Below are 20187 nucleotides of genomic sequence, written 5' to 3' on the forward strand. Positions count from 1 at the left end.
CGGCGCCCGCGTCGTCGGGGCGCGGAACGCCGGTGTCGTCGTCCGGCGTCCGGCGCCGGTGTCGTCACTGCCCGCCCGTGGCGGGTGCGTCGCATATGCAGGAAACGCCCGGCATGCTGGAGAAGTTCCCGCCGGGCGGCGCCCGCGGCGCGACGCGGCGAACCGTTCCATTGTAGTAGTGGGCGGCGCGGGGGCGGCGCGGGCCGGGTTATCGTGATCGGCGTGCCTCAGCTGTATCGGAATCAGGGGTCCGAACGTCATGCCGGGCGGCTGTCGTCCTGCCGGTGGTGCGGGCGGGCGATCGTGGAGTCCGAATCCGGTCGCCGCCGGCAGTATTGCCGGCAGTCCTGCCGGCAACGAGCCTACGAACATCGCAACAGCCTGAAAGGGACCGGTATCCCGGAGGATTCGGTCGTGCTGAGCGCCCCGGAGGTGACCGACCTCGCCGACCGGTGGTTCGCGGCGCGCTGCGCCGCCGAGGACGTCGCCACGGCCATCGCCGAGGGGGCGGACCACGCGGAGCTCAGCGAGCTCGCCGAGGTGCTGGTCCGGCTGGCGAAGGACGCCGAACGCCTGCGTTGACGCCGCGGCGACGGGCGTCGAGGAACACCGCGAGGATCGCCGCGGCCAGGAAGACCCCCAGCGCCACCCACACCGTCGGTGCACCCGCATCCGGTCCGATCGGTGGCCGTCCGCGCAGCGCCTGCCCGATCACGGCCGTCAGCAGACCGGTGTAACCGAGCACCGCAACACCTGCGAGCGCGGTGCGGGTGTCCGCGGTGGGCAGCATCCGGCGCCATCGGGCCACTCGCGCGGCGAGCAGGCCGACGACGATCAGGAACTGCACGGCGTACACCCCGAGGAGCACCGGGATCTGCAGGTCACCGGTGGTCGTGCTCCAGTGGGTCAGCGGCATCGCTGCGGGCTGCGGCCCGGCGGGGTGGGCCGCCGACCCGACCACGGTCCCGTCGCCGGTGCGAACGAGGTACGGCCCGGTCCAGCCGATCAGGTAGGCGGTGCCGATTCCGGGCAGTGCCAGCAACGGACCGGCACGTAGCAGCCGCCGCGTCGTGGCGGCCAGACCCGGCCGGCCGGCCACGAAGGCGATGATGCCCAGTTGGAGCACGACCGGCCCGGATACCCCGTAGGGTAGCGAGGGCCAGGGGCCCGGCGGGCCGAACGGCGGCCGGATCGCGGTGACCCCGACGTCGACAATCGCGGCGGATGCGAAGACCGCCCCGAGATGCCGGGTCCGGTGTGCGTCTCGATGCGGCCTGCTCAGCACCCACAGCAGGGTGAGGCAGCAGACGGTGGCGGACAGCGCCGAGCCGAGGGGCCGGACCCACTCCGATCCGCCGGTCGCGGCCTGCCCCAGGAACAGCACCACGGTCGCCCCGCCCATCGCCACCGTGGTGAAGAACAGCGCGCGATGCGGTTCGGTGCCCGGCGGAACCCGGAACCGGGGAAGGCCAGGGGCCTGGGTAACTGCGACCATGAGCCGACGGTAGAAACGCCGTCCGCCGCCGGACTTCCCGCTGCAGAGCGGCATTCGCGCCATACCGCAGTAGGGGGTATCCGCACCGGTGCGACCGGGGCGGTACCGAAGTGCCCCGGAGACGGGCGGGGGTTGCTCGGATCGGGGCCGGCGGCGGGCCGCCACCGGGAGTGCCCGGGGCGGTCCGCTGCCGGCACCCGGTCCGGCTGCCGGTGCGCCGTCAGCAGCAGGCCGTCGGCTGCCCGTCGGTGGCGGACTCCGGCCCGGTGCCGCAGGCGCAGTCCGCCGGTGTAGCGGGAGTAGCTGTGCCGTAGAAGGTTTCGGCGTCGGCGAGCACGGTGTAGATCTCCCACGCTTCCCGGTCGGGGGCTGTGGCCCACACCTTGTCTTGGGTGGCGTAGCAACAGGTGGTGCCCATCGACTCGGCGGTCGTCAGACCGGCCTCGGACAGCCGGGTGATCTCGGCCTGCACCCGGTCGGTGGACTCGACTTCGACGCCGAGGTGGTTGATGCTGCCACCCTGTCCGGTGTTCTCGATGAGCACCAGCTTCACCGGGGGTTCGTCTACGGCGAAATTGGCATAGCCGGGCTCGAGCTTGGCCGGTGCGGTGCCGAAGAGCGTCGAGTAGAACTGCACGGACCGGGCGAGGTCGTCGACATTGAGGGCGAGCTGAATACGGGACATGGCAACCTCCAGTGTTGCGACATATGTCGAAATTGACGCCCTCAGCGTTGCTCGAGTTTCGACATATGTCAAGAAGGTCCGGTATTCTGGTCGACATGCCCAAGGCCCTGCCCGTGATCGATATGTCCGCACCGGTGTGCTGTTCGCCGGTCGCGGCAACTCCGGTCGACGACGCCGCTGCGCTCGATATCGCCCTCCGTCTGAAGGCGCTCGCCGACCCGGCCCGGATCCGGCTGCTGTCCCTGCTGCTGGCCGGGCCCGATGCCGAAGAGACCACGGGTGGTCTCGCCGCCGCCGTCGGCCTCGCCGAGTCCACGGTGAGCCACCACCTCGGCCAGCTCCGCAAGGCGGGCATGCTCGAATCCGAACGCCGCGGTATGCACACCGTGCACCGGGTCCGCCGCGAATGCCTCGCCGCCCTGTGCGCCGTCCTCGATCCGAACTGCTGCTGATCCCCGGCTACCGCAGGCCCAGGACGGTGGCGGTCCGGCCGATTTCGGCGGCCATCGCTCCCGGCGGGCTCACCGGCAGAAGGTCCGCCAGATCCGCCGACCACCGGGCCCGCTGCTGCGGGAAGCACCGGCCGAGGAGTTCGGCGACGATCGACGGTGCAGTCGAGGCCCCGGGCGATGCGCCGAGCAGCCCGGCCACGGTGCCGTCGGCGCCGGTGATCAGTTCGGTCCCGAAAGCGAGCTCACCGCCCCGGCGCGGATGCGGCTTGACCAACTGGGCCCGACGACCGGCATCGACCGGGTACCAGTCACCCGCCCGTGCCTGCGGGTAGAACCGCTGTAGCTGGGCGAACCTCCGCCGCCGGCTCGACAGTAGTTCCGTCACCAGATACCGGATCAGCGGCAGGTTTCGCGCCAGCGCAGCCAGGAGCACCCCGATATTGTGCGGGCGCAGTGTGCCGAACAGATCGGTGGCCCGGCCGTGCCGCATCAACCCGGTGCCGAACGTCGCATACGGGCCGAACAGCAGGGAATTCTGTCCCGCGACGGCCCGCCGATCCAGATGCGGTGCCGACATCGGCGGAGCGCCCAGCGCTGCGCGACGGTAGACCTTCGCGTGATGCGCGGCGACGATCTGCGGTTCATCGGTCCGCAGAAACCGGGCGCCGACCGGCAGCACCGCATAGCCGCGTACCTCGGGCAGGCGTGCCCGCTGCAGCAACCGCAGCGCATTGCCGCCGGCGCCGATGAACACGAATCGGGTGTGCACCCGGAATCGCCGCCCGTCCGACGGGTTCCGGCCGTGGATCGTCCAGCTGCCGCCGGGATTCCGTTGCAGCCCGGTGACCTCCCGGTCCGTGCGCACCGCGGTGCCGGTCCGACTCGCCGCGGCCAGCAGGGCGCGTGTCAGCGCGCCGAAATCGATATCGGTTCCGTCCGGGTGCCGGGTTGCTGCGACCGGTTCGCCCGCCGGGCGGCCGTGCATGAGCAGCGGCGCCCAGTCGGACACGGTCTCCGGATCTTCGGAGTACTCCATGCCGTCGAACATCGGCAGCGTTCGCAGCGTGCGGTACCGGCGCCGCAGATACTCCACTTCCGGCGCCCCGAAGGCGACGGTGAGATGTGGTGCCGGAGAGATGAACTCGCGTGGGTCGCCGATCAGGCCCCGTTCGACTAGGGCGGCCAGGAATTGCCGGGTACGCAGGAACTTCGCGGCGATCTCCGTGACCCGGCCCGGGTCGCCCGGATCCGGCACGTGGGACTCGATCGAACGATCCGTCCAACGCGTATTCGGCGCCGGTACCATCCGTTCATGGATGAGTTGGTATCACCCGAGGTCCGGGCCCTGGTTCCGCTCCTCGCGGCCTTCTCTGTGGCCGCAGATGAGGGACACATCACCCGGGCGGCGGATGCGCTGGATACGCCGCAGTCCTCGGTGAGCCGCCGGATTCGTGCGGTCGAGCAGGCATTGGGGGTGTCGCTGTTTCGACCAGCAGGGCGCGGTGTGGTCCTCACGGCACCCGGGCGGGCGCTGTACGAACGGACCCGGGGACTGGTGTCCTCGCTCGATGACGCGGTCCGGGCCGTGCTCGCGGAGGCCGATCCGGAACGCGGGCTGGTGCGGTTCGGCTTTCCGCTGACGCTGGGGCCGGTGAGCATTCCGGCATTGCTGGCCCGATTCCATGCCGAGGCGCCGCGGATCCGGCTGCATCTCGTGCAGGATCACGGCGAGGCGCTTGCGCAGCGGGTGCGGGACGGGCGGCTCGATCTGGCGGTGATCATCCCGCCTCCGGCGGATCTGCCCGGTGCGGTGCTGGGCCGGCAGCGAATCGATCTCTATGTCGCCCGAGACCATCGACTGGCCGGGAGTGCTGCGCTGGATCTGCGGGAACTGGCCGGGGAGGACTTCGTCGCCACGCCGCGCGAGTACCAGCTGCGACGGATGCTGGACCGGTGCTGTGCGGATGCCGGGTTCGCACCGCGCGTACTGTTCGAGATCACCGAATTCGACACCTTGCGTGCCCTGGTTGCCCGTGGACTCGGCGTCGCCCTGCTACCGGCCCCCGAAACCGCACACCCGGACCTGGTGCGCGTGCCGCTGCGGCAGGAACTCCACCGATCGATCGGCCTGGTTGCGGCGACTGCGCAGCTGGCTGCGCCTGCCACGCGGCTGCGCGATCACCTGTTGGCACACGCCGAGAAGTTCGACAGCGGGGCTGCCGCCGGGTCCGGCGAACCCCTCGGCGGATCTCCGCCGGATCAGTCGGAGACGTGGCCGACGTCGACACCTCGGGCGGCCATCCAGCCGCGCGGGTCGACCGGCCCGACGCCCGGCTGATGCACCTCGTAGTGCAGGTGCGGGCCGGTGGAGTAGCCGCGGTTGCCGACGGTGGCGATGGTGTCACCGGCCCGCACGTGCTGGCCGACACTCACCAGGATCTCGTTGACGTGCCCGTAGACACCGACCGTGCCGTCGTCCTGCTGGATCCGCACCCACAGCCCGAAGCCCGAGGCCGGCCCGGCCTCGATGACGGTACCGTCGGTGACGGCCGCGATCGGTGCACCGATCGGGTCACCGAAATCGAGTCCGGCATGCATCGTGCCCCAGCGCATACCGAAGTTGGAGGTGAGGCGCCCGGCGACCGGCCGCACCGTCTTGGGCCGGGCGGCCTCGGCGGCGATCCGCTCGGCCTCGGCGGCCTGACGCGCGGCCTCGGCGGCCTGGCGTTCGGCTTCGGCGGCAGCCGCCGAGGCGAGGCGATGCTGCTCCCAGGCCACCGGCTCCGGGACGAACTGCGGCATCTGTGCTTCCCGCGGCGTGAAGGCGGTGAACGCCAGATCCGCGCTTGCGGCGCGGGGTCCGTCGTCCTCGGAGGTCACGATCGCCATCGCAGAGGTGCCGACGACAGCGGACAGGGCCACGGCCCCCGCTGCGATCCGGGTGCGGCGCAGCAGCGAGCCTTCCGAACAGCGAACCGATAACGGGAAGGTAACGAACATGTCTCGAACCGTATCCGAATCGTGGCCGTGTTCCTGCATCCTGTGTTGGTCATCACCAACGGCTATAACGCCTTGATCTTGATCGTCGGCGCGTGATCGAACTGGGAATATCGGCGGCACCGGCCCGGATTCGGATCGAGGGGCCACTTGTTCATCCGGCGGCCAGTCGCCACACTATGTAAGTGGAGACTAATGGAGTCCGGGCCCTCGAGGCCCTCGCCGACCCCACTCGGCGGGCCATCTTCGAGGCGTTGCCGGAGGGGGAGAAGACGGTGGGTGAGCTGGCCCGGGTCGTCGGCGTGACCAGCTCGGCAGCCTCCCAGCACCTGCGGGTACTGCGCGACGCTCGCCTGGTTCGGATGCGGCGGGACGGCAACCGGCAGCGGTGTGCCCTGGATCCGCGCGGCCTCTCCGATGCCCGGGACTACCTGGACCGGTTCTGGCCCAGTGCACTGGCCGCGTACTCGGCGGCACTACAGGATGCGTGGGGTGCGCCCCGGGCTCAGCCCACCCGCCGGTAGGCGAGATCGGATTCGGCATCCGCAGCGGGGCGTTTACCCAGCTGCCGATCGACGGCCGCGGCGACATCGGCCACCGTGATCTGCAGCAACCCGGGATCGGGGACGGTCGCCTCCCGGTCGCCTTCCCGGCCGGCCCACAACACCAGGTGCCGGTCCAGCAGATGCGGCGGCGGGCCACTGACCTGCGGCGGGGTCGGGCCGAAAAGTAGCACCGACCGGGTGCCGAAGGCTGCCGCGAGCCGGGCGGCACCGGTGTCACCGGCGATCAGCAACGTGGCTTCGGCGATAGTGGCGGCCAGTTCGGTGAGGTTCTGGCGGCCCGCGAGGACCTGGCCGACGGGCAGGCCGGATCGCTGGGCCACCGTCATGGCGAGATCGCGCTCGAACGGGTCGCCGGTGAGCACCACCTCGCGGCCGAGCACCAGAAGGTGGCGGACCACGCCGGCGAAACGTTCCGCTGGCCAGCGCCGGGCGGCTGCTCCGGCACCGATGTGTACGACGACGCAATCGCGGCGGCTGGTGCTCGCCACCGGCGGGACCAGGCCCAGGTTGCGGCGGTCGACCGGCATGCCGTCGTGCTCGAGCAGCCGGCACCATCTCTCGATCGCATGGTCGCGGGGGCGCCAGCGCAGCCCCTCCGGGTCGGTGCCGCCGCGGTAGGCGAGAACTCGGCGCGCGCCGGTCTCGGTGAGGGCTGCGGTGCTGCCCGCGGCCGGGCCGTGCAGATCCACGGCGAGTTCCGGGGCCGGTCCCTCCCAGCGCAGCGCGGCGGGGTCCACGGTCGGCAGCAATTCGTCGACCGAGGTGATCAGATCGACGACCGGCTCCAGCCGCGGTGGGGCGGCCAGGATCAGCCGATCCTGGGGGCGGTGCCGGCGTAGTGCGCGAAGAGCCGGGACTGCGGCAAGTAGCTCACCGAGCCCCCGTGCCTGCAGCACGAGCACAACCGACACCCTCTTCTCCTAGCTCCCGGAACCGCCGAGCCACCCGAACCCAGACCACGACCCACTTCGTTTGATTACTACCCGTGTCGTTGAAGGCCAAACCCGCCGGGCCCGGATCACTCCGAGGTCACGACGTGAGGCCGCTCACGGGTGTTCGCCGGGTGCCGGATCGCGACACGATCACGGCGCTCGGCAAATGCGGCGCTATCGCCCGAGGGTGGCCATACCATCTCTGCATGACGACTAACACCGTGCTGGAGGACATGATCTCGGATCTCGGGAAGCGGGCATGGCAGGCCATTCTGGTCACCGGCCTCCTCGCGGTGATCCTCGGCGTCATCATCCTGGTGTGGCCGGGTCCGTCGGTGCTCGTGGCGGGCATTCTGTTCGGTATCTACATGATCGTCAGCGGTATCGGTCAACTGATCGCGGCGTTCTCCCACGTGCCGAGCACCGGACTGCGGGTGCTGGCGTTCATCAGCGGCATCCTGTCACTGATCATCGGTGTCTTCTGTTTCCGGGACGAGCTCACCTCGGTGGTGCTGCTGGCGCTGTGGATCGGTATCAGCTGGCTCTTCCGCGGCATCACGGTGTTGATGGCCGCCTTCTCGGAGCCGGATATGCCGGGCCGTGGCTGGCAGTTCTTCTACGCGGTGATCAGCGCCATCGGCGGTGTGATCCTGATCGTCTGGCCGATCGGTTCGATCGCCACCCTGGCGATCGTGGTCGGGATCTTCCTGATCGTCATCGGCATCATGGAGGTCATCACCGCGTTCGGTGTCCGCAAGGACGTGCACGCCCTCGAGGGTCGCTGATCCGGACCCGCAACGATTCGACTACATCGCGTAGTAGCTCGGGCGGGGTCCGCTACTCTCGGCAGCCATGGACTTCGTCTACAACCTGGTGGTCGTCACCCACCTGCTCGGAATGGCCGCGGTGGTCGGCGGTTATGCGGCCTCCCAGCCGGTCGTCTCCGAGCTCATGGTGTGGGGTGCCCGGCTGCAGATCATCACCGGGCTGATCCTCGCGGGCCTGGCCAGTGGTGTCGACTCCCTCGACAAGGACCCCGACAACGCCAAGCTCGCCGTGAAGCTGGTGGTGGCCATCCTGGTGGCGGCCTTCGCCGAAATGGGCCGGGCCGATGCCAAACGCGGCAAGGACGTGCCGTGGATGACGCACGCGGCGGGCGGCCTGGCCATCGGAAACGTCCTGGTTGCCGCGCTCTGGACCTGACCGGGCCGGCGATCGTTCAGTTGCGGGCCCGCCGGGCGAGTTCGACCGTCGCCGCCCGCAGCTGGCCGATCTCGGTGATCGGTTCGGCATACCCGACCCGGGTCATCGCGACCCCGCGCGGTGTCTCCACCCGCAGATCGAGTCCGTAACGGTCCGCGCGGGTACAGACGGCCGCGTCGGCATCGGGGAACCCGCCGAGCGTACGCGACATGGCCAGCAGGGCATCCGCGTGATCGGCGTTCAGGTGGGCCACGCCGGGCCCGGCGAGCGGTGCCACCGGGTCGGGGGTGGCCTGCGCGTACCCCTGCGCCGTCACCGAATCCATCCGGCCGTAGCCGCCGACCCAGCGCACCCGCTGCACGCGCAGCACCCAGACCGAGAAGTCGCTGTAATCGATGTAGTACTTCGCCGCCGGTACCGCCGCCAGATGTGCTTCCCGCGCGGCCTGTGCCTCGTCACCGGTCGGTCGTTCCACCACACCGGCCAGCGTCACACGCGCCCCGGCCAGGGGATCGGCCGGTGCGTCTTGTGCGACGACGGCGATACTCGCCCGCGGGTCGGCCGCCAGATTGCGGCCGTGCTCGGCCAGTCGCGAGACGCACAGCACCGGATCGCCGTCCAGCAGGCCGTAGGTGACGAACGACGCCCACGGGCCCCCGTCGGTGCTCAGGCTGGCCAGGGTGCCGGTATTGCCGGCGGCGGCGATGGTGCGCGCCTCCTCGGCCGCGGACGGCCGGATGTCGTTGGCCAGGGCCGCGGTCGGCTGGGGCATTTCCGGTCCGTCGCCGGGGTCACCGTGATCGAGGGTCATGGACACCAGATTAGAGTGCGACGGCGCTTTCGGGGTGGGTCCCGGCGCTGAACCATTCCCGCAACACTGCGTAGACCGAGTCATGGTTGAGCAGGCCGAAGTGGTGCGCGCCCGCCAGATTCCAGCCGTTGACCCGTTCCGTGGCGGGCGCACCTCCGGATCCGCTGCCGCGCAGCACCAGTCCGTCGCCGAGGAGGCGGCCGAGCGGATGCCGCGGGCTGCGGGTCACCGTCGCGGTGACGAAGTAGTGGTCGGCGCCCGCGAGCAGCGGTACCTCCCGGACCGCTCGCTTGCGCAGCGCATCCGCATCGAGATCGCGCCAGTCGGCGTCCACCAGTGACCCGTTGCGCAGGTCGCGGATTCCGGCGCTGCGGCGCCGGAGCAGTGCGCCCAGCGGCCGGGTCTCCGGCACGGTGTCCAGCACGGCGGCGGCGTGGTGGACCGCCTGCGCGAGTGGAGCGCCGCGGTGCGGCGATCCCAGGCAGACGATCCGGCGGACCAGATCCGGCCAGCGCATGCCCTGTTCGGTGGCGCGTTGTCCCGCGCTGCGGGCCACCAGTCCGCCCATCGAATGGCCGATCAGCGCGATCTCCTGCACCGGTACCGGCCAGTGGGCGAGCAGCGCTTCCAGGAGCTCGCTCAACTGTTCGGCGTTGTCGCTGATGTGCAGCCCGCTGTTGTAGCGCAGATACACCGGCGTGTACCCGAGGTCGTCGGCGAGCCGCTGCCCATAGTCGGGGCGGCCACCGAGCCGCCAGGCGTGTTCGGTCTCGACGAGGCCGTGCAGCAGCACCGCCAGGCGTGCTCCCGGCGCCGGTACCTGTGCGGCGAAGCGGTCCGGCGGAAGCGGCGCCCCGTCGACGCGGATGGTCATCGGGGCGGCCAGGATCGGCCGGTCCTGTTCGAGTTCGTCGCCGACGAGACCCTGCAGCGCGCCGAGGGCGCCGGCGCCGAGCACGGTGCGCGACGGTGGGGTGCCGGTGCCGGGCCACCGCACCGCACCGGCGACCTCACCGGCCATCATCGCGGTGCCGCCGACGGCCGCGTACACCCCGTCGGTGATCGCGTCGTGGACCACCTGGACCGGCGCGGCGGCCGGTCCGACGCCGAGCCGCACGGCGGCGAAAACCCGGTCGGAGATCGCGCGGTGGATGGTGGCGATGCCGTCGACCGTACGCACGAACTCGTCACCTGCCAGCCGGGTGAGCGCCTGTACTTCGGCTTCCCGCTGTGGAACCTGCTCCATCACGGGAGTGAGTGTACAACTGTGCACCGGAAATGTGGGGTGGGAAATCGGGTGCCGGGTGCCGCGCCGGAGGCCGGACCACCGGCGCGGCACCCGTGGCCGCTACGACTCGAACAGGGAGTCGCCGACGTATCGGTCCGGTCCGGAGCAGCCCGGCGGAACGACGAACACCGCCGAACCCACCGGGACCGTCCACTCGTTGAGCGCATCGAACTCCGCGAGCCGTTGCTGTACCGGCAGGAACTGCGCGGTGACGTCGCGCTGGTAGGTCGCGAACAACAACCCGGAGTTCGACATCCGGCCGGGAGCGGGGGCATCGTCGTAGTTGTACGACCGGCGCAGGAACAGCGGCCCATCGGCGGTCCCGCGGGCGCGGGCGATATGCGAGGACGGCGGGATCACCGGGATGCCGTTGGCATCCACGGCCGCCAGATCCGGTTCGTCGAATTCCTCGGATCCGGTCAGCGGAGCTCCGTCGGACAACCGGCGGCCGACGGTGAGTTCCCGGCCGTCCCGGTCCAGCTCGTCCCAGGTGTCCAGGGTCATCTCGATCCGCCGGAAGACCATCGAGGTGCCACCGGCCAGCCACGGCTGATCCGTACCGTCGTCCCAGACCAGCCGATCGAAATCGGGCCCGTCCGCCGGATTGACCGTGCCGTCGATCTGGCCCATCAGATTCCGCGGCCGCCGGCCCGGTGCGGTGTCGGCGAAACCGCGCTGCACCCAGCGCACCGAGACCAGGGATCGGACCGTACGGGAGAGCACCCGTACGGCGTGCGCCACCGTGGTCGCTTCGTCTGCGCACACCTGGACCAGCAGGTCGCCACCGCAGAAGGCCGGATCGAGACGGTCGACGGTGAACGGCGGCAGCGGAGCCAGCCAGGCCGGGCGCCGCTGCCCCAGCCCGGCGACCTCGAACACCCGGGGGCCCAGGCCGAACGTGACGGTGAGCCGGGCCGGCCGCACGGCCAGATCCGGCTCCGAATCGCTCAGCGCAGGCTCACCTGCGGCCAGGCGGGCGGCATCGGCCGACCAGATCCGCAGCACGCCGATCACATCGTCGCGGTCCACTCCGGGCGCCAGGTCGAAGGCGACGAACGCCGCATGGGACTGCGCGGGGGTCGCGATCCCGCTCTGGTGCACCCCGTAGAACGGCTCGGTCTGCCGGGCCGCATCGCCGGCCGGTGCCTCGCGTTCCCGGCCGAGTACGCCGGCGCCGATGCCCACCGCGCCGAGACCGGCGGCACCGGCTGCCGCGCTTCCGGTGAGCAGCCGCCGCCGGCTGACGCCGGGTCGAATCCGATCAGCCATCGTAATCGTCGTTGTCCCGGTGCGGTTCGGGCACGTAGTTCTCCTGGTTGCCGGAGAAGTCGCGCACCTGGGCGGTGAAGGTGAGTGTCGACCCGTCGTCGAAGGTGACCGTGACCGGCGTATCCGCACCGGTTCGCAGCGGCTCCTGCAAGCCGATGAACATCAGGTGTTCGCCACCGGGCGTCAGTTCGATCGACTCGTGGGCCGGGATGGTGAAGCCGTCCGGCCGGGGACGCATGCTCTTGGTGCCGGTATCGTCGACGACCACCTCGTGCAGCTCCATGCGTTCCGATGCCGGGCTGGTGGCAGCCACGATGGTGACATCACCGTCGCCGGGATTGTCGATGATGCCGAAGGCCGCCGACATTCCTTCGTCGGCGGCTTTGACCCATTGTTCGCGCATCGTCACGACATCGGCGGCGGCCTCCTCGCCGGTGCCGGAGTCTTCGGCGGTCGAGCAGCCGGCGAGCACGATCGGGACGGCGGCGAGCAGGCCGGGCCAGATCCGTCGCCGGCGCGGAGGCCGGGAGGTGGGGGAGGGGGTGGTGTGGGGGACAGCGGAGATCCGCATGAAACGCTCCTGAAGCGTGCGTGGGGGCCCGGGCGCCGCGAATCGGAGCGGCGCCCGGGTGTTCGGAAGGGAATCAGCCGGCGCGACGGCCGGCCGGTGCGTTTCCTGATCCCACGGGTGGTCCCCGGGTGCCCGCTCCGGAACCGAGCAGCAGGGGGCGGCCCGCGTGCCCCTGCCGGGCGACACCGAAGCACCGGGCCCGGGTGCTCGGCCGGACCATCGGTGCAGCGACGACGCCACGGCGCAGGTCGGTGAGGAATCGGGCGAGGCCACGTTCGGCGCCCCGGATCAGCACCGCACCGGTCGGTACCGCGATCAGATGCGCGATCAGTACCGCGGACCCGCCGTGGCCGGTGTGGGCGTGCCCGGCGTAGCTCAGCACGAGATGGACGATCAGCTGCCCGGCCGCCAGCAGCACCATCAGCTGCCCGGGCCCGGAGCGGGGACGTACCGCCTGCGCCACCGCGCCGATGGCCGCACCGGCCAGGAGCAGCAGCGCGAACGCGGGGCGGCCCGCCGCCATCGTCCCCCCGCCGATCGCGTGGGCGGCGATACCGATGGCGCCGCAGGCAGAGCCGACGAGGGCCCCGCGCAATCGCGCCAGGGCCCGCGCCGAATCGGTCATCTCCTTATACTATCCCGTGTCGTAGACGCGGGGTGTCGGTGCTACCGGGCGACGTCGAACCGGTCCAGGTTCATCACCTTGTCCCAGGCGGCGACGAAGTCCCGGACGAACTTCTCGCCCGCATCGTCGGCCGCGTACACCTCCGCGATCGCCCGCAGCTGCGCATTCGAACCGAAGATCAGATCGACCCGGCTCCCGGTCCACCGCGGTGCGCCGGTGGCCCGGTCGGTGCCGACATAGGTGCCGTCGTCACCGTCCGCCGGCGCCCAGACAGTGCCCATATCGACCAGATTGACGAAGAAATCGTTGCTGAGTGTCCCCGGCTTCGAGGTCAGGACACCCAACGGGGACTGCTGATAGTTCGCGCCCAGTACCCGCAGGCCACCGACCAGAACGCTCATCTCCGGTGCACTCAGGGTGAGCAGGTTCGCCCGATCCACGAGCGCGAACTCGGCCGGGATCCGCATGCCCTTACCGGTGTAGTTACGGAAGCCGTCGGCGTTCGGTTCGAGCGGTTCGAACGACTCCACGTCGGTCTGATCCTGGCGCGCATCCCCGCGCCCCGGCAGGAACGGCACCTCGATGGTGTGGCCGCCGGCCCGGGCCGCCTGCTCCACCGCCGCGCAGCCGCCGAGGACGACCGTATCGGCGAAGGAGATGCGTTTACCGCCGGTCTGCTCGGCATTGAACGACTCCGCGACCCCTTCGAGGGTCCGGATCACCGAGGCCAGCTCGTCGGGTTCGTTGACCGCCCAGCCGCGCTGCGGTTCCAGCCGGATCCGGCCGCCGTTGGCGCCGCCGCGCATATCGCTGCCCCGGAACGACGATGCCGCGGCCCAGGCCGTCGACACCAGCTGGGCCACGGTGAGCCCGGAACCCAGGATCCGTTTCTTCAAGGCGGCCACATCGGCGGCATCGACCGGTTCGTGGGTCACCGGCGGGATCGGGTCCTGGAACATCTGCGGTTCCGACGGCACCAGCGGCCCGCGGTAGCGCACCAGCGGACCCATATCGCGGTGGGTGAGCTTGAACCAGGCCTTCGCGAATGCCTCGGCCAGTTCCTCGGGGTGGTCCAGCCAGCGCCGGGTGATCCGTTCGTAGACCGGGTCGAGACGCAGTGACAGGTCGGTGGTGAGCATCGCGGGTGCGGACCGCTTCGCCGGATCGTCGGGAGCGGGCACCGTTTCGGTGGCGGTGCCGTCCTTCGGGGTCCACTGCCAGCCGCCGGCGGGGCTCTTGGTCTTCTCCCATTCGTGTCCGTACAGGGTCTCCAGGAAGGTGTTGTCCCACCGGGTCGGTGTCGGTGTCCAGGTGACCTCGACACCGCTGGTGATCGCGTCCGCACCGACCCCGCTGCGGAACGTGCTCCGCCAGCCGAGCCCCATCTCTTCCAGGGGAGCGGCCTCGGGTTCGGGGCCGACACTCTCGGCCGGGCCGGCCGCATGCGTCTTGCCGAATGTATGCCCGCCTGCGATCAGCGCGGCGGTCTCCACATCGTCCATCGCCATGCGGCGGAATGTCTCCCGGATGTCGACCGCCGCGGCGATCGGGTCGGGATTGCCGTTCGGGCCTTCCGGATTGACGTAGATCAAGCCCATCTGGACGGCGGCCAGGGGCTTCTCCAGTACCCGGTTGCCGGTGTAGCGCTCGTCGTCGAGCCAGCCGTGCTCGGGACCCCAGTAGGTCTCCTCCTCCGGCTCCCACCGGTCGGGGCGCCCGCCGCCGAACCCGAAGGTCCGGAACCCCATCGACTCCAGCGCACAGTTGCCCGCATAGACGATGAGATCGGCCCAGGACAGTTTGCGGCCGTACTTCTTCTTCACCGGCCAGAGCAGCCGGCGCGCCTTGTCCAGGCTGGCGTTGTCCGGCCAGCTGTTCAGCGGAGCGAACCGCTGCATACCGTATCCGGCGCCGCCGCGCCCGTCATCGATGCGGTAGGTACCGGCCGCATGCCAGGCCATCCGGATGAACAGCGGGCCGTAGTGACCGAAATCGGCCGGCCACCAGTCCTGCGAGGTCGTCATGACCTCCTCGATATCGCGCGCGACCGCGGCGAGGTCCAGGGTGTCGAACTCGGCGGCGTAGTCGAAGTCCGCGCCCATCGGATCCGCGACCGGCGGATGCTGCTGCAAGATCTTCAGATTGAGTGTATTCGGCCACCAGTCGCGGACGCCGCCGAGCGCGGCCGGATCGTCGACGCGCCCGGAGTCGACCGGGCAACCGGAGGCTGTGGGTTCCGTAGTCACGGTATTCCTTTCGCAGAACGGATCGGGTGGCGCTGCCGTCAGGAAGGTGGCCCGGCGGGTGCCGAACAGGTGGGGCACAGGCCCCAGTAGATGATCTCGGCCTCGTCGTAGACGAAGCCGTCGCCGTCCGCCGGCGTCAGGCACGGTGCGGCGCCCACGGCACAGTCGATATCGGTGATGGTGCCGCAGGTCCGGCAGACGTGATGGTGGTGGTTGTCGCCGACCCGGGTCTCGTACCGGGCCACCGAACCCATCGGCTGGATGCGGCGCAACAGGCCGGCGTCCGTCAAGGCCCGGAGTACGTCGTAGACCGCCTGGTGTGACACCGTCCCGAGTGAGGACCGGACCCGGCCGATGATCGTGTCGGTATCGGAGTGGGGGAGCGCGTGCACCGTCTCGAGCACCGCGAGCCGGGGGGCGGTGACCCGAAGTGAAGCGCCACGAAGCAGGCGCTCGAAGTCCGGTGCCGTGGACATATTCCGAAGTATGACTCATTCCGGTGTCGCCCGTAAGGGTTCACTGGGGAGATTTTACAATGCGATACGCAGATATGCGCATTGAAACATTCAACCTGGTCGAACAGTCATATGGTCGGCTACGCCGACCGGGCTGCGGAGGGGGCGGGCAGTGGGGAGTAGCGCTGCCCGCCCCGGACCGGTCAGGGCAACTGATCGATCGTGTACCAGAGTCCGGCGAGCGCTCCGGCGCCGAACAGCGGCGTGAGGAACAGGGTTTCGAAGTTGTTTCCGGTGCGGTCGATGATCGGGACCCGGATCCGGGTGGGCAACGGCCAGAAGAGGGGGCAGCCCCGGTCGGTCAGGCAGTCACCGATGAGGTGCATCAGGGCGCCGAGGCCGATGCAGATCGGCAACCAGGCCGGGCGATCGACGATCCAGTGGTCGACCGCGACCGTGCCGAGGGCGGCCAGGACGATAACGGTGCCGTACGCCCGCAGATTCTTGCCCGGCGGGCACAGATGCAGCGCCCGGACCGCGAGGGCGAGCAGAAAGAAGACGGCGGCGAGGGTGAACGGCCGGCCTAGCCAGTGCTCCCCGGCCCAGGTGACGCCGACGGCGAAGGCGACGAACAGCAGCGAATGCGTTCCCTTGCGGTGTCCGCCGGAGATCCACGAGATCAACCGGCACAGGTGATGGGTGATCGGGCCGAGCACATGCGAAATCGTCCCGCTGGGGTGGTCGGCGTCCGGCAGCAGCGCGGCGCCCGCGGTCAACAGGGTGCCGATGAGCACCTCGGCCACACCGAATTCGGTCGTCTCGCTCTCGATCAGGGGAAACGTCGCCACCGTGAGCGGCAGCGCAGCCACCACCCCGGCCCATGCGGCCGCTCCACTCGTCGCATGTGAATGTCCAAGCACCCCTGAACGTTAGCGACAGTCATTACCTCGGGTCACATCCGTGGTGACCGTACCCGACGGTGCCGCCCCCGGAGAGTGGCAGGACGAGACGGTGTTTCGCGGCCGGAGACTGCGGCGCGGCCCCGTACCGTAGGAGAGCTTCGGTCCGACGTCGGGAGGACACGATGGTGGGTACCGCTGAGCAGCCGGTGATCGATGTGGCCGGGCTGCGGAAGACCTTCGGTGATTTCACCGCCCTGAACGGATTGGATCTGCGGGTCGCCGCCGGCGAAGTACACGGCTTCCTGGGCCCGAACGGGGCCGGCAAATCGACGACGATCCGGATTCTGCTGGGGCTGATGCGGGCCGGGGGCGGCCGGGCACGCCTGTTCGGTGGCGATCCGTGGCGCGACGCCGTGCGACTGCATCGGCGGCTGGCCTATGTCCCCGGCGACGTGTCGTTGTGGACCGGGCTGACCGGCGGCGAATGCCTGGACATCCTGGGCGCTGCGCACGGTGGGCTCGATCCGGCCCGCCGCCGGGACCTCATCGAGCGATTCGACCTGGACCCGGGCAAGAAGAGCGAGGACTATTCGAAGGGCAACCGGCAGAAGGTGGCCCTGGTGGCCGCGTTCGCCGCCGATGCCGAACTGCTGATCCTCGACGAGCCGACATCGGGTCTGGATCCGCTGATGGAGCAGCATTTTCAGGACCTCGTCGGCGAGCGCACCGAACAGGGCGTCACTGTTCTGTTGTCGAGTCACATCCTTGCCGAGGTGGAGGCGCTCGCCGACCGGGTCAGCATCATCCGCGCCGGTGTCACCGTGTCCACCGGCACCCTGGCCGAATTGCGCAGTCACACCACCACCCGGATCCACGCGGTGACCGGTACCCGGCCGCACGGACTCACCGGGCGCACCGGCATCCACGGCGCCACGGTGACCGCATCCGGCGGACAGTTCGCCACCGACCTGCGGGCCGAAGCGGATTACGTGCCCGAGGTCCTCGCGATTCTGCAGGCGGCCGGTCTGGTGACGATCACCGCGACGCCACCGAGCCTGGACGAACTGTTCCTGCGGAACTATCGCGACGATGCCGCGGCGCCGGTGCGGTGATGTCGGGCTTCGTGGTCGCCCTGCGCATCGCCTGGCGGAACAATCGCCGGCAGCTGATCTGGTGGGTGCTCGGCCTGGCCGGTACGTTCCTGGCGACCGGCTGGTCGCTGCAGCAGCTCTACCCCACGGCGGCCGACCTGGCCGCCTATGCCGCCGTGACGGAATCCTCCCGGGCGTTGTACGCGATCAACGGCGTCCCCTACGGACTGGACAACATCGGCGGCGTGATCGCCTACGAGTTCGAGTACATCGCCGGGATCGCCGTTCCGATCATGGGCATCCATCTGATGACCCGGATGACCAGGCGTGAGGAGGAAACAGGCCGCACCGAGCTGGTCCGGGCCGGCCGGGTGGGGCGGATCGCGCCGCCGGCCGCTGCGCTGGTGATCACCGGCGCGGCCTTCGTTCTGCTCGGCGCGGTCATGGTGGTCGGGCTGCTGATCTGGGGTCTCGATCTGCCGGGGGTACTGCTGTACCCACTGGCCACGGCATCGCTCGGCTGGTTGTTCGCCGTGGTGGCCGGGGTTGCGGCACAGCTGGTCGCCCGGGCCCGGGTGGTGACCGGCGTCTGCCTCGCCGTGCTGGCGGCCGCCTTCGTCTTGCGTGGTGTCGGTGATGTCCGGGATCTCTGGGTGGTCTGGGTGTCACCGTTGGGCTGGCACGAACAGGTCCGGGCCTTCGGTGATGCGCGCTGGTGGCCGGCCGCGTTGCTGCTGGTGACCGCGGTGGCCGGTGTGGTGGTCGCGTGGTGGGTCGCCGAGCATCGGGACCTGGGGGCGGGAGTTGTCGCGGCCCGCCGCGGCCCGCGGGCTGCGGCACCGGGCCTGCTGCATCCGGTGGGTTTCGCCTGGCGTCGCCATCGCGGTGCGATCATCGGCTGGACCGTGGTGGCCGCGCTGGTGACGTTCGTGTTCGGCATCGTGGCCGATGCGGTGCAGTCGATGGTCGAGCAGGAACAGAGTTTGCAGGATGTGCTCGGCACCGCGTCGACCGATGCCTACCTCGCCTATACGGCACTGATCGCGGCGTTGATCGCCGCAGCGTTCACGGTGCAGGCGATCGGCCGGACCGCCGACGAAGAACCCGCCGGCCGGCTCGAACCGCTGCTGTCCGGGCGGCTCGCCCGGCGCCGGTGGCTGGTGCTGGATGTGCTGGTGATCGCGGGCGGCGCGGTCCTGGTGCTGGCCGCCGGTGGAGTCTCGCTCGGGGTGAGTGCGGCCCTGTCACTCGGTGATGCGGCGCAGATCGGCCGGTTGACCGGCAGCGCCGTGGCCTTTCTGCCTGCGGTCACGCTCCTCGGCGCGCTCGCCGTCGCTCTGTACGGCCTCTGGCCCAAGGCCCTCGGCCTGAGCTGGGCGGCGCTGGCCGTGGTCGTCGTCATCGAGATGCTCGGTGAGACCCTGCGGCTTCCGGAATGGGCCATGGGCCTGTCCCCACTGCATTGGGTGGGCCGGCCCCCGGTCGATTCCCTCGAGCTGGTGCCGCTGCTGATCCTGGCCGGAATCGCCGTCGCCGGAGGCGGTCTCGGTGTGTACGGTTTCGCCCACCGCGACATTCCCATGGGCGCGTGCGCCCGGCCCCGGCACCGCGAGCGGCCGATCACCGGTCTCGCTCAGGCCGGCCGGAAGGCGGCGACGCCGACGTGGGTCCGGTCGAGGAGATGATTGAGGAACAGCCGGGTGGTGGGGGTCGGGTTGGGTGTGGTCACGGCGTGCCAGGGCCGGGCCAAAGGGGTGCCGGGTACCGGGACGGTCTGCAGGGCACCGGATTCCAGGTGTTCGACGACTGCGTCGCTGTGGATCAGGGTGATCCCGAGCCCCTCGCGTGTTGCCGCGATCACGGCGCCGTGTGAGCCGAGCGTGAGGGTGGGGGGATCGATGCCCAGCTGCTCGAACAGGTCGACGGTCGCCCCGCGGGTGCCCGAGCCGTGGCCGCGGAGCAGCCAGGTGGCCCGGCGCGGATCGGGGCTGGGACCCGGCGGCGCGACCACCACGAGGTCACTGGGCCGCAGTGCCCGCACCACGAGGTCCGCGTCCCGGGGCGGGCGTCCGGCGATGACGAGATCGGTCTCGTGGTGCTGCAGCTCGACGAACAGCACATCACGCGGGTGGATCGAGAGGCTGAGTTCGACCTCCGGGTAGCGGCGCCGGAACGCGGCGAGCGGCCGTGGCACCACGGATTCCCCGGCGGTGGCCACCACGCCGATGCGCAGCCGGCCCACCTCGGCGCGGCGCACTGCGGCCTGCGCCTCCTGCATCAGGCCGAGGATGCCGCGGCAGTAGACCGCATACACCTTGCCCGCTTCGGTCAGTGCGATTCCGCGCCCGGCCTTGGTGATCAGCGCGGTGCCGAGCTGCTTCTCGATATGGGAGACCGCGGCCGATACCGCGGCCTCGGTGACGTGCAGCTGCGCCGCGGCGCGGCGGATGCTGGCATGGCGCGCGACGGCGAGGAAGGTCTCCATCTTCCCGGCGCTGACCCGTACCACTACTAGACGGTAACAAACTCGAGCTTTTGCTTAAGCGTTCCCGGAAACATTCACATTGTGCGTGTTCGATCGCCCGGTCATCCTGGAATT

Annotated in this window: 22 protein-coding genes; 8 read left to right on the forward strand and 14 right to left on the reverse strand. The window is 70.3% G+C overall.

The annotated features are described in order from the left end of the window. Positions 1–231: 231 nt before the first annotated feature. Positions 232–582: a hypothetical protein gene (locus AC1HFH_RS12285; RefSeq protein WP_480247836.1), complete on the forward strand. Its 351-nt coding sequence runs from the start codon at positions 232–234 to the stop codon at positions 580–582. Here AC1HFH_RS12285 and AC1HFH_RS12290 read toward each other — a convergent pair. Continuing rightward, on the reverse strand, positions 524–1495 hold the full coding sequence (locus tag AC1HFH_RS12290) for a hypothetical protein (RefSeq protein ID WP_480247571.1): 972 nt from the start codon (positions 1493–1495) through the stop codon (positions 524–526). The two genes, AC1HFH_RS12285 and AC1HFH_RS12290, sit on opposite strands and share 59 nt — an antisense overlap. Positions 1496–1715: 220 nt before the next feature. Beyond that, positions 1716–2180, reverse strand: coding sequence for an ArsI/CadI family heavy metal resistance metalloenzyme (locus tag AC1HFH_RS12295; RefSeq protein WP_480247572.1), 465 nt, complete (start codon positions 2178–2180; stop codon positions 1716–1718). Between the two features lie 95 nt (positions 2181–2275). Here AC1HFH_RS12295 and AC1HFH_RS12300 point away from each other — a divergent pair, with 95 nt between their 5' ends. Continuing rightward, the gene (locus AC1HFH_RS12300) at positions 2276–2632 is read left to right on the forward strand and encodes an Rv2640c family ArsR-like transcriptional regulator (protein WP_480247573.1); all 357 of its coding nucleotides are present in this window, start codon (positions 2276–2278) and stop codon (positions 2630–2632) included. A 7-nt stretch (positions 2633–2639) separates the two neighbouring features. On the opposite strand, the gene AC1HFH_RS12305 is transcribed toward AC1HFH_RS12300, so the two are convergent. Continuing rightward, positions 2640–3887, reverse strand: a complete 1248-nt coding sequence (locus tag AC1HFH_RS12305; RefSeq protein ID WP_480247574.1) for a malate:quinone oxidoreductase — start codon at positions 3885–3887, stop codon at positions 2640–2642. A gap of 57 nt (positions 3888–3944) precedes the next feature. Here AC1HFH_RS12305 and AC1HFH_RS12310 point away from each other — a divergent pair, with 57 nt between their 5' ends. Continuing rightward, complete coding sequence (locus tag AC1HFH_RS12310; protein ID WP_480247575.1) at positions 3945–4970, forward strand: LysR family transcriptional regulator; 1026 nt, start codon at positions 3945–3947, stop codon at positions 4968–4970. Here AC1HFH_RS12310 and AC1HFH_RS12315 read toward each other — a convergent pair. Then, positions 4892–5632, reverse strand: coding sequence for a M23 family metallopeptidase (locus AC1HFH_RS12315; protein WP_480247576.1), 741 nt, complete (start codon positions 5630–5632; stop codon positions 4892–4894). The two genes, AC1HFH_RS12310 and AC1HFH_RS12315, sit on opposite strands and share 79 nt — an antisense overlap. Before the next feature lie 182 nt (positions 5633–5814). On the opposite strand from AC1HFH_RS12315, the gene AC1HFH_RS12320 reads away from it, so the two are divergent. Then, positions 5815–6153: an ArsR/SmtB family transcription factor gene (locus AC1HFH_RS12320; protein WP_480247577.1), complete on the forward strand. Its 339-nt coding sequence runs from the start codon at positions 5815–5817 to the stop codon at positions 6151–6153. Here the strand turns inward: AC1HFH_RS12320 and AC1HFH_RS12325 are convergent. Beyond that, positions 6135–7106, reverse strand: a complete 972-nt coding sequence (locus AC1HFH_RS12325; RefSeq protein ID WP_480247578.1) for a glycosyltransferase family 9 protein — start codon at positions 7104–7106, stop codon at positions 6135–6137. The genes AC1HFH_RS12320 and AC1HFH_RS12325 overlap by 19 nt on opposite strands. 227 nt (positions 7107–7333) lie before the next feature. Here AC1HFH_RS12325 and AC1HFH_RS12330 point away from each other — a divergent pair, with 227 nt between their 5' ends. Further along, positions 7334–7912: an HdeD family acid-resistance protein gene (locus AC1HFH_RS12330; RefSeq protein WP_480247579.1), complete on the forward strand. Its 579-nt coding sequence runs from the start codon at positions 7334–7336 to the stop codon at positions 7910–7912. Between the two features lie 67 nt (positions 7913–7979). Further along, positions 7980–8330, forward strand: coding sequence for a hypothetical protein (locus AC1HFH_RS12335; RefSeq protein ID WP_480247580.1), 351 nt, complete (start codon positions 7980–7982; stop codon positions 8328–8330). Between the two features lie 16 nt (positions 8331–8346). On the opposite strand, the gene AC1HFH_RS12340 is transcribed toward AC1HFH_RS12335, so the two are convergent. The 8 genes from AC1HFH_RS12340 to AC1HFH_RS12375 form a co-directional block, all read right to left on the reverse strand. Beyond that, positions 8347–9141: a HugZ family pyridoxamine 5'-phosphate oxidase gene (locus AC1HFH_RS12340; protein WP_480247581.1), complete on the reverse strand. Its 795-nt coding sequence runs from the start codon at positions 9139–9141 to the stop codon at positions 8347–8349. A gap of 10 nt (positions 9142–9151) precedes the next feature. After that, positions 9152–10390 (reverse strand): lipase family alpha/beta hydrolase, encoded by a 1239-nt coding sequence (locus AC1HFH_RS12345; RefSeq protein ID WP_480247582.1) that lies wholly within the window; start codon positions 10388–10390, stop codon positions 9152–9154. A 99-nt stretch (positions 10391–10489) separates the two neighbouring features. Continuing rightward, a complete protein-coding gene (locus AC1HFH_RS12350; RefSeq protein ID WP_480247583.1) occupies positions 10490–11698 on the reverse strand; it encodes a Dyp-type peroxidase in 1209 nt (402 codons plus the stop codon). Next, the gene (locus AC1HFH_RS12355; RefSeq protein WP_480247584.1) at positions 11691–12269 is read right to left on the reverse strand and encodes a copper chaperone PCu(A)C; all 579 of its coding nucleotides are present in this window, start codon (positions 12267–12269) and stop codon (positions 11691–11693) included. The genes AC1HFH_RS12350 and AC1HFH_RS12355 overlap by 8 nt, the downstream gene beginning before the upstream one ends. A gap of 73 nt (positions 12270–12342) precedes the next feature. Continuing rightward, on the reverse strand, positions 12343–12894 hold the full coding sequence (locus AC1HFH_RS12360) for a hypothetical protein (protein ID WP_480247585.1): 552 nt from the start codon (positions 12892–12894) through the stop codon (positions 12343–12345). A gap of 41 nt (positions 12895–12935) precedes the next feature. Next, complete coding sequence (katG, locus tag AC1HFH_RS12365; RefSeq protein ID WP_480247586.1) at positions 12936–15140, reverse strand: catalase/peroxidase HPI; 2205 nt, start codon at positions 15138–15140, stop codon at positions 12936–12938. Between the two features lie 38 nt (positions 15141–15178). Beyond that, positions 15179–15616 (reverse strand): Fur family transcriptional regulator, encoded by a 438-nt coding sequence (locus AC1HFH_RS12370; protein ID WP_480247587.1) that lies wholly within the window; start codon positions 15614–15616, stop codon positions 15179–15181. Positions 15617–15798: 182 nt separating this feature from the next. Continuing rightward, positions 15799–16515, reverse strand: a complete 717-nt coding sequence (locus tag AC1HFH_RS12375; protein WP_480247588.1) for a metal-dependent hydrolase — start codon at positions 16513–16515, stop codon at positions 15799–15801. A gap of 164 nt (positions 16516–16679) precedes the next feature. Between AC1HFH_RS12375 and AC1HFH_RS12380 the strand changes: the two genes are divergently transcribed. Together AC1HFH_RS12380 and AC1HFH_RS12385 are read left to right on the forward strand one after the other, a co-directional pair. Beyond that, positions 16680–17609 (forward strand): ABC transporter ATP-binding protein, encoded by a 930-nt coding sequence (locus AC1HFH_RS12380; RefSeq protein ID WP_480247589.1) that lies wholly within the window; start codon positions 16680–16682, stop codon positions 17607–17609. Continuing rightward, complete coding sequence (locus AC1HFH_RS12385) at positions 17609–19273, forward strand: ABC transporter permease (RefSeq protein ID WP_480247590.1); 1665 nt, start codon at positions 17609–17611, stop codon at positions 19271–19273. Before AC1HFH_RS12380 ends, AC1HFH_RS12385 begins: the two co-directional genes overlap by 1 nt. Here the strand turns inward: AC1HFH_RS12385 and AC1HFH_RS12390 are convergent. Continuing rightward, on the reverse strand, positions 19222–20097 hold the full coding sequence (locus AC1HFH_RS12390; protein WP_480247591.1) for a LysR family transcriptional regulator: 876 nt from the start codon (positions 20095–20097) through the stop codon (positions 19222–19224). The genes AC1HFH_RS12385 and AC1HFH_RS12390 overlap by 52 nt on opposite strands. Positions 20098–20187: the final 90 nt, after the last annotated feature.

The sequence above is a fragment of the Nocardia sp. KT25-26 genome (genome assembly GCF_056627695.1).

Bases quoted from the DNA above. Each gene is read 5' to 3' on its own strand.
- AC1HFH_RS12290 (WP_480247571.1), bottom strand. From the start codon at position 1,495: ATGGTCGCAGTTACCCAGGCCCCTGGCCTTCCCCGGTTCCGGGTTCCG.
- AC1HFH_RS12295 (WP_480247572.1), bottom strand. From the start codon at position 2,180: ATGTCCCGTATTCAGCTCGCCCTCAATGTCGACGACCTCGCCCGGTCC.
- AC1HFH_RS12300 (WP_480247573.1), top strand. From the start codon at position 2,276: ATGCCCAAGGCCCTGCCCGTGATCGATATGTCCGCACCGGTGTGCTGT.
- AC1HFH_RS12310 (WP_480247575.1), top strand. From the start codon at position 3,945: ATGGATGAGTTGGTATCACCCGAGGTCCGGGCCCTGGTTCCGCTCCTC.
- AC1HFH_RS12315 (WP_480247576.1), bottom strand. From the start codon at position 5,632: ATGTTCGTTACCTTCCCGTTATCGGTTCGCTGTTCGGAAGGCTCGCTG.
- AC1HFH_RS12330 (WP_480247579.1), top strand. From the start codon at position 7,334: ATGACGACTAACACCGTGCTGGAGGACATGATCTCGGATCTCGGGAAG.
- AC1HFH_RS12335 (WP_480247580.1), top strand. From the start codon at position 7,980: ATGGACTTCGTCTACAACCTGGTGGTCGTCACCCACCTGCTCGGAATG.
- AC1HFH_RS12340 (WP_480247581.1), bottom strand. From the start codon at position 9,141: ATGACCCTCGATCACGGTGACCCCGGCGACGGACCGGAAATGCCCCAG.
- AC1HFH_RS12350 (WP_480247583.1), bottom strand. From the start codon at position 11,698: ATGGCTGATCGGATTCGACCCGGCGTCAGCCGGCGGCGGCTGCTCACC.
- AC1HFH_RS12355 (WP_480247584.1), bottom strand. From the start codon at position 12,269: ATGCGGATCTCCGCTGTCCCCCACACCACCCCCTCCCCCACCTCCCGG.
- AC1HFH_RS12360 (WP_480247585.1), bottom strand. From the start codon at position 12,894: ATGACCGATTCGGCGCGGGCCCTGGCGCGATTGCGCGGGGCCCTCGTC.
- AC1HFH_RS12370 (WP_480247587.1), bottom strand. From the start codon at position 15,616: ATGTCCACGGCACCGGACTTCGAGCGCCTGCTTCGTGGCGCTTCACTT.
- AC1HFH_RS12380 (WP_480247589.1), top strand. From the start codon at position 16,680: ATGGTGGGTACCGCTGAGCAGCCGGTGATCGATGTGGCCGGGCTGCGG.
- AC1HFH_RS12385 (WP_480247590.1), top strand. From the start codon at position 17,609: ATGTCGGGCTTCGTGGTCGCCCTGCGCATCGCCTGGCGGAACAATCGC.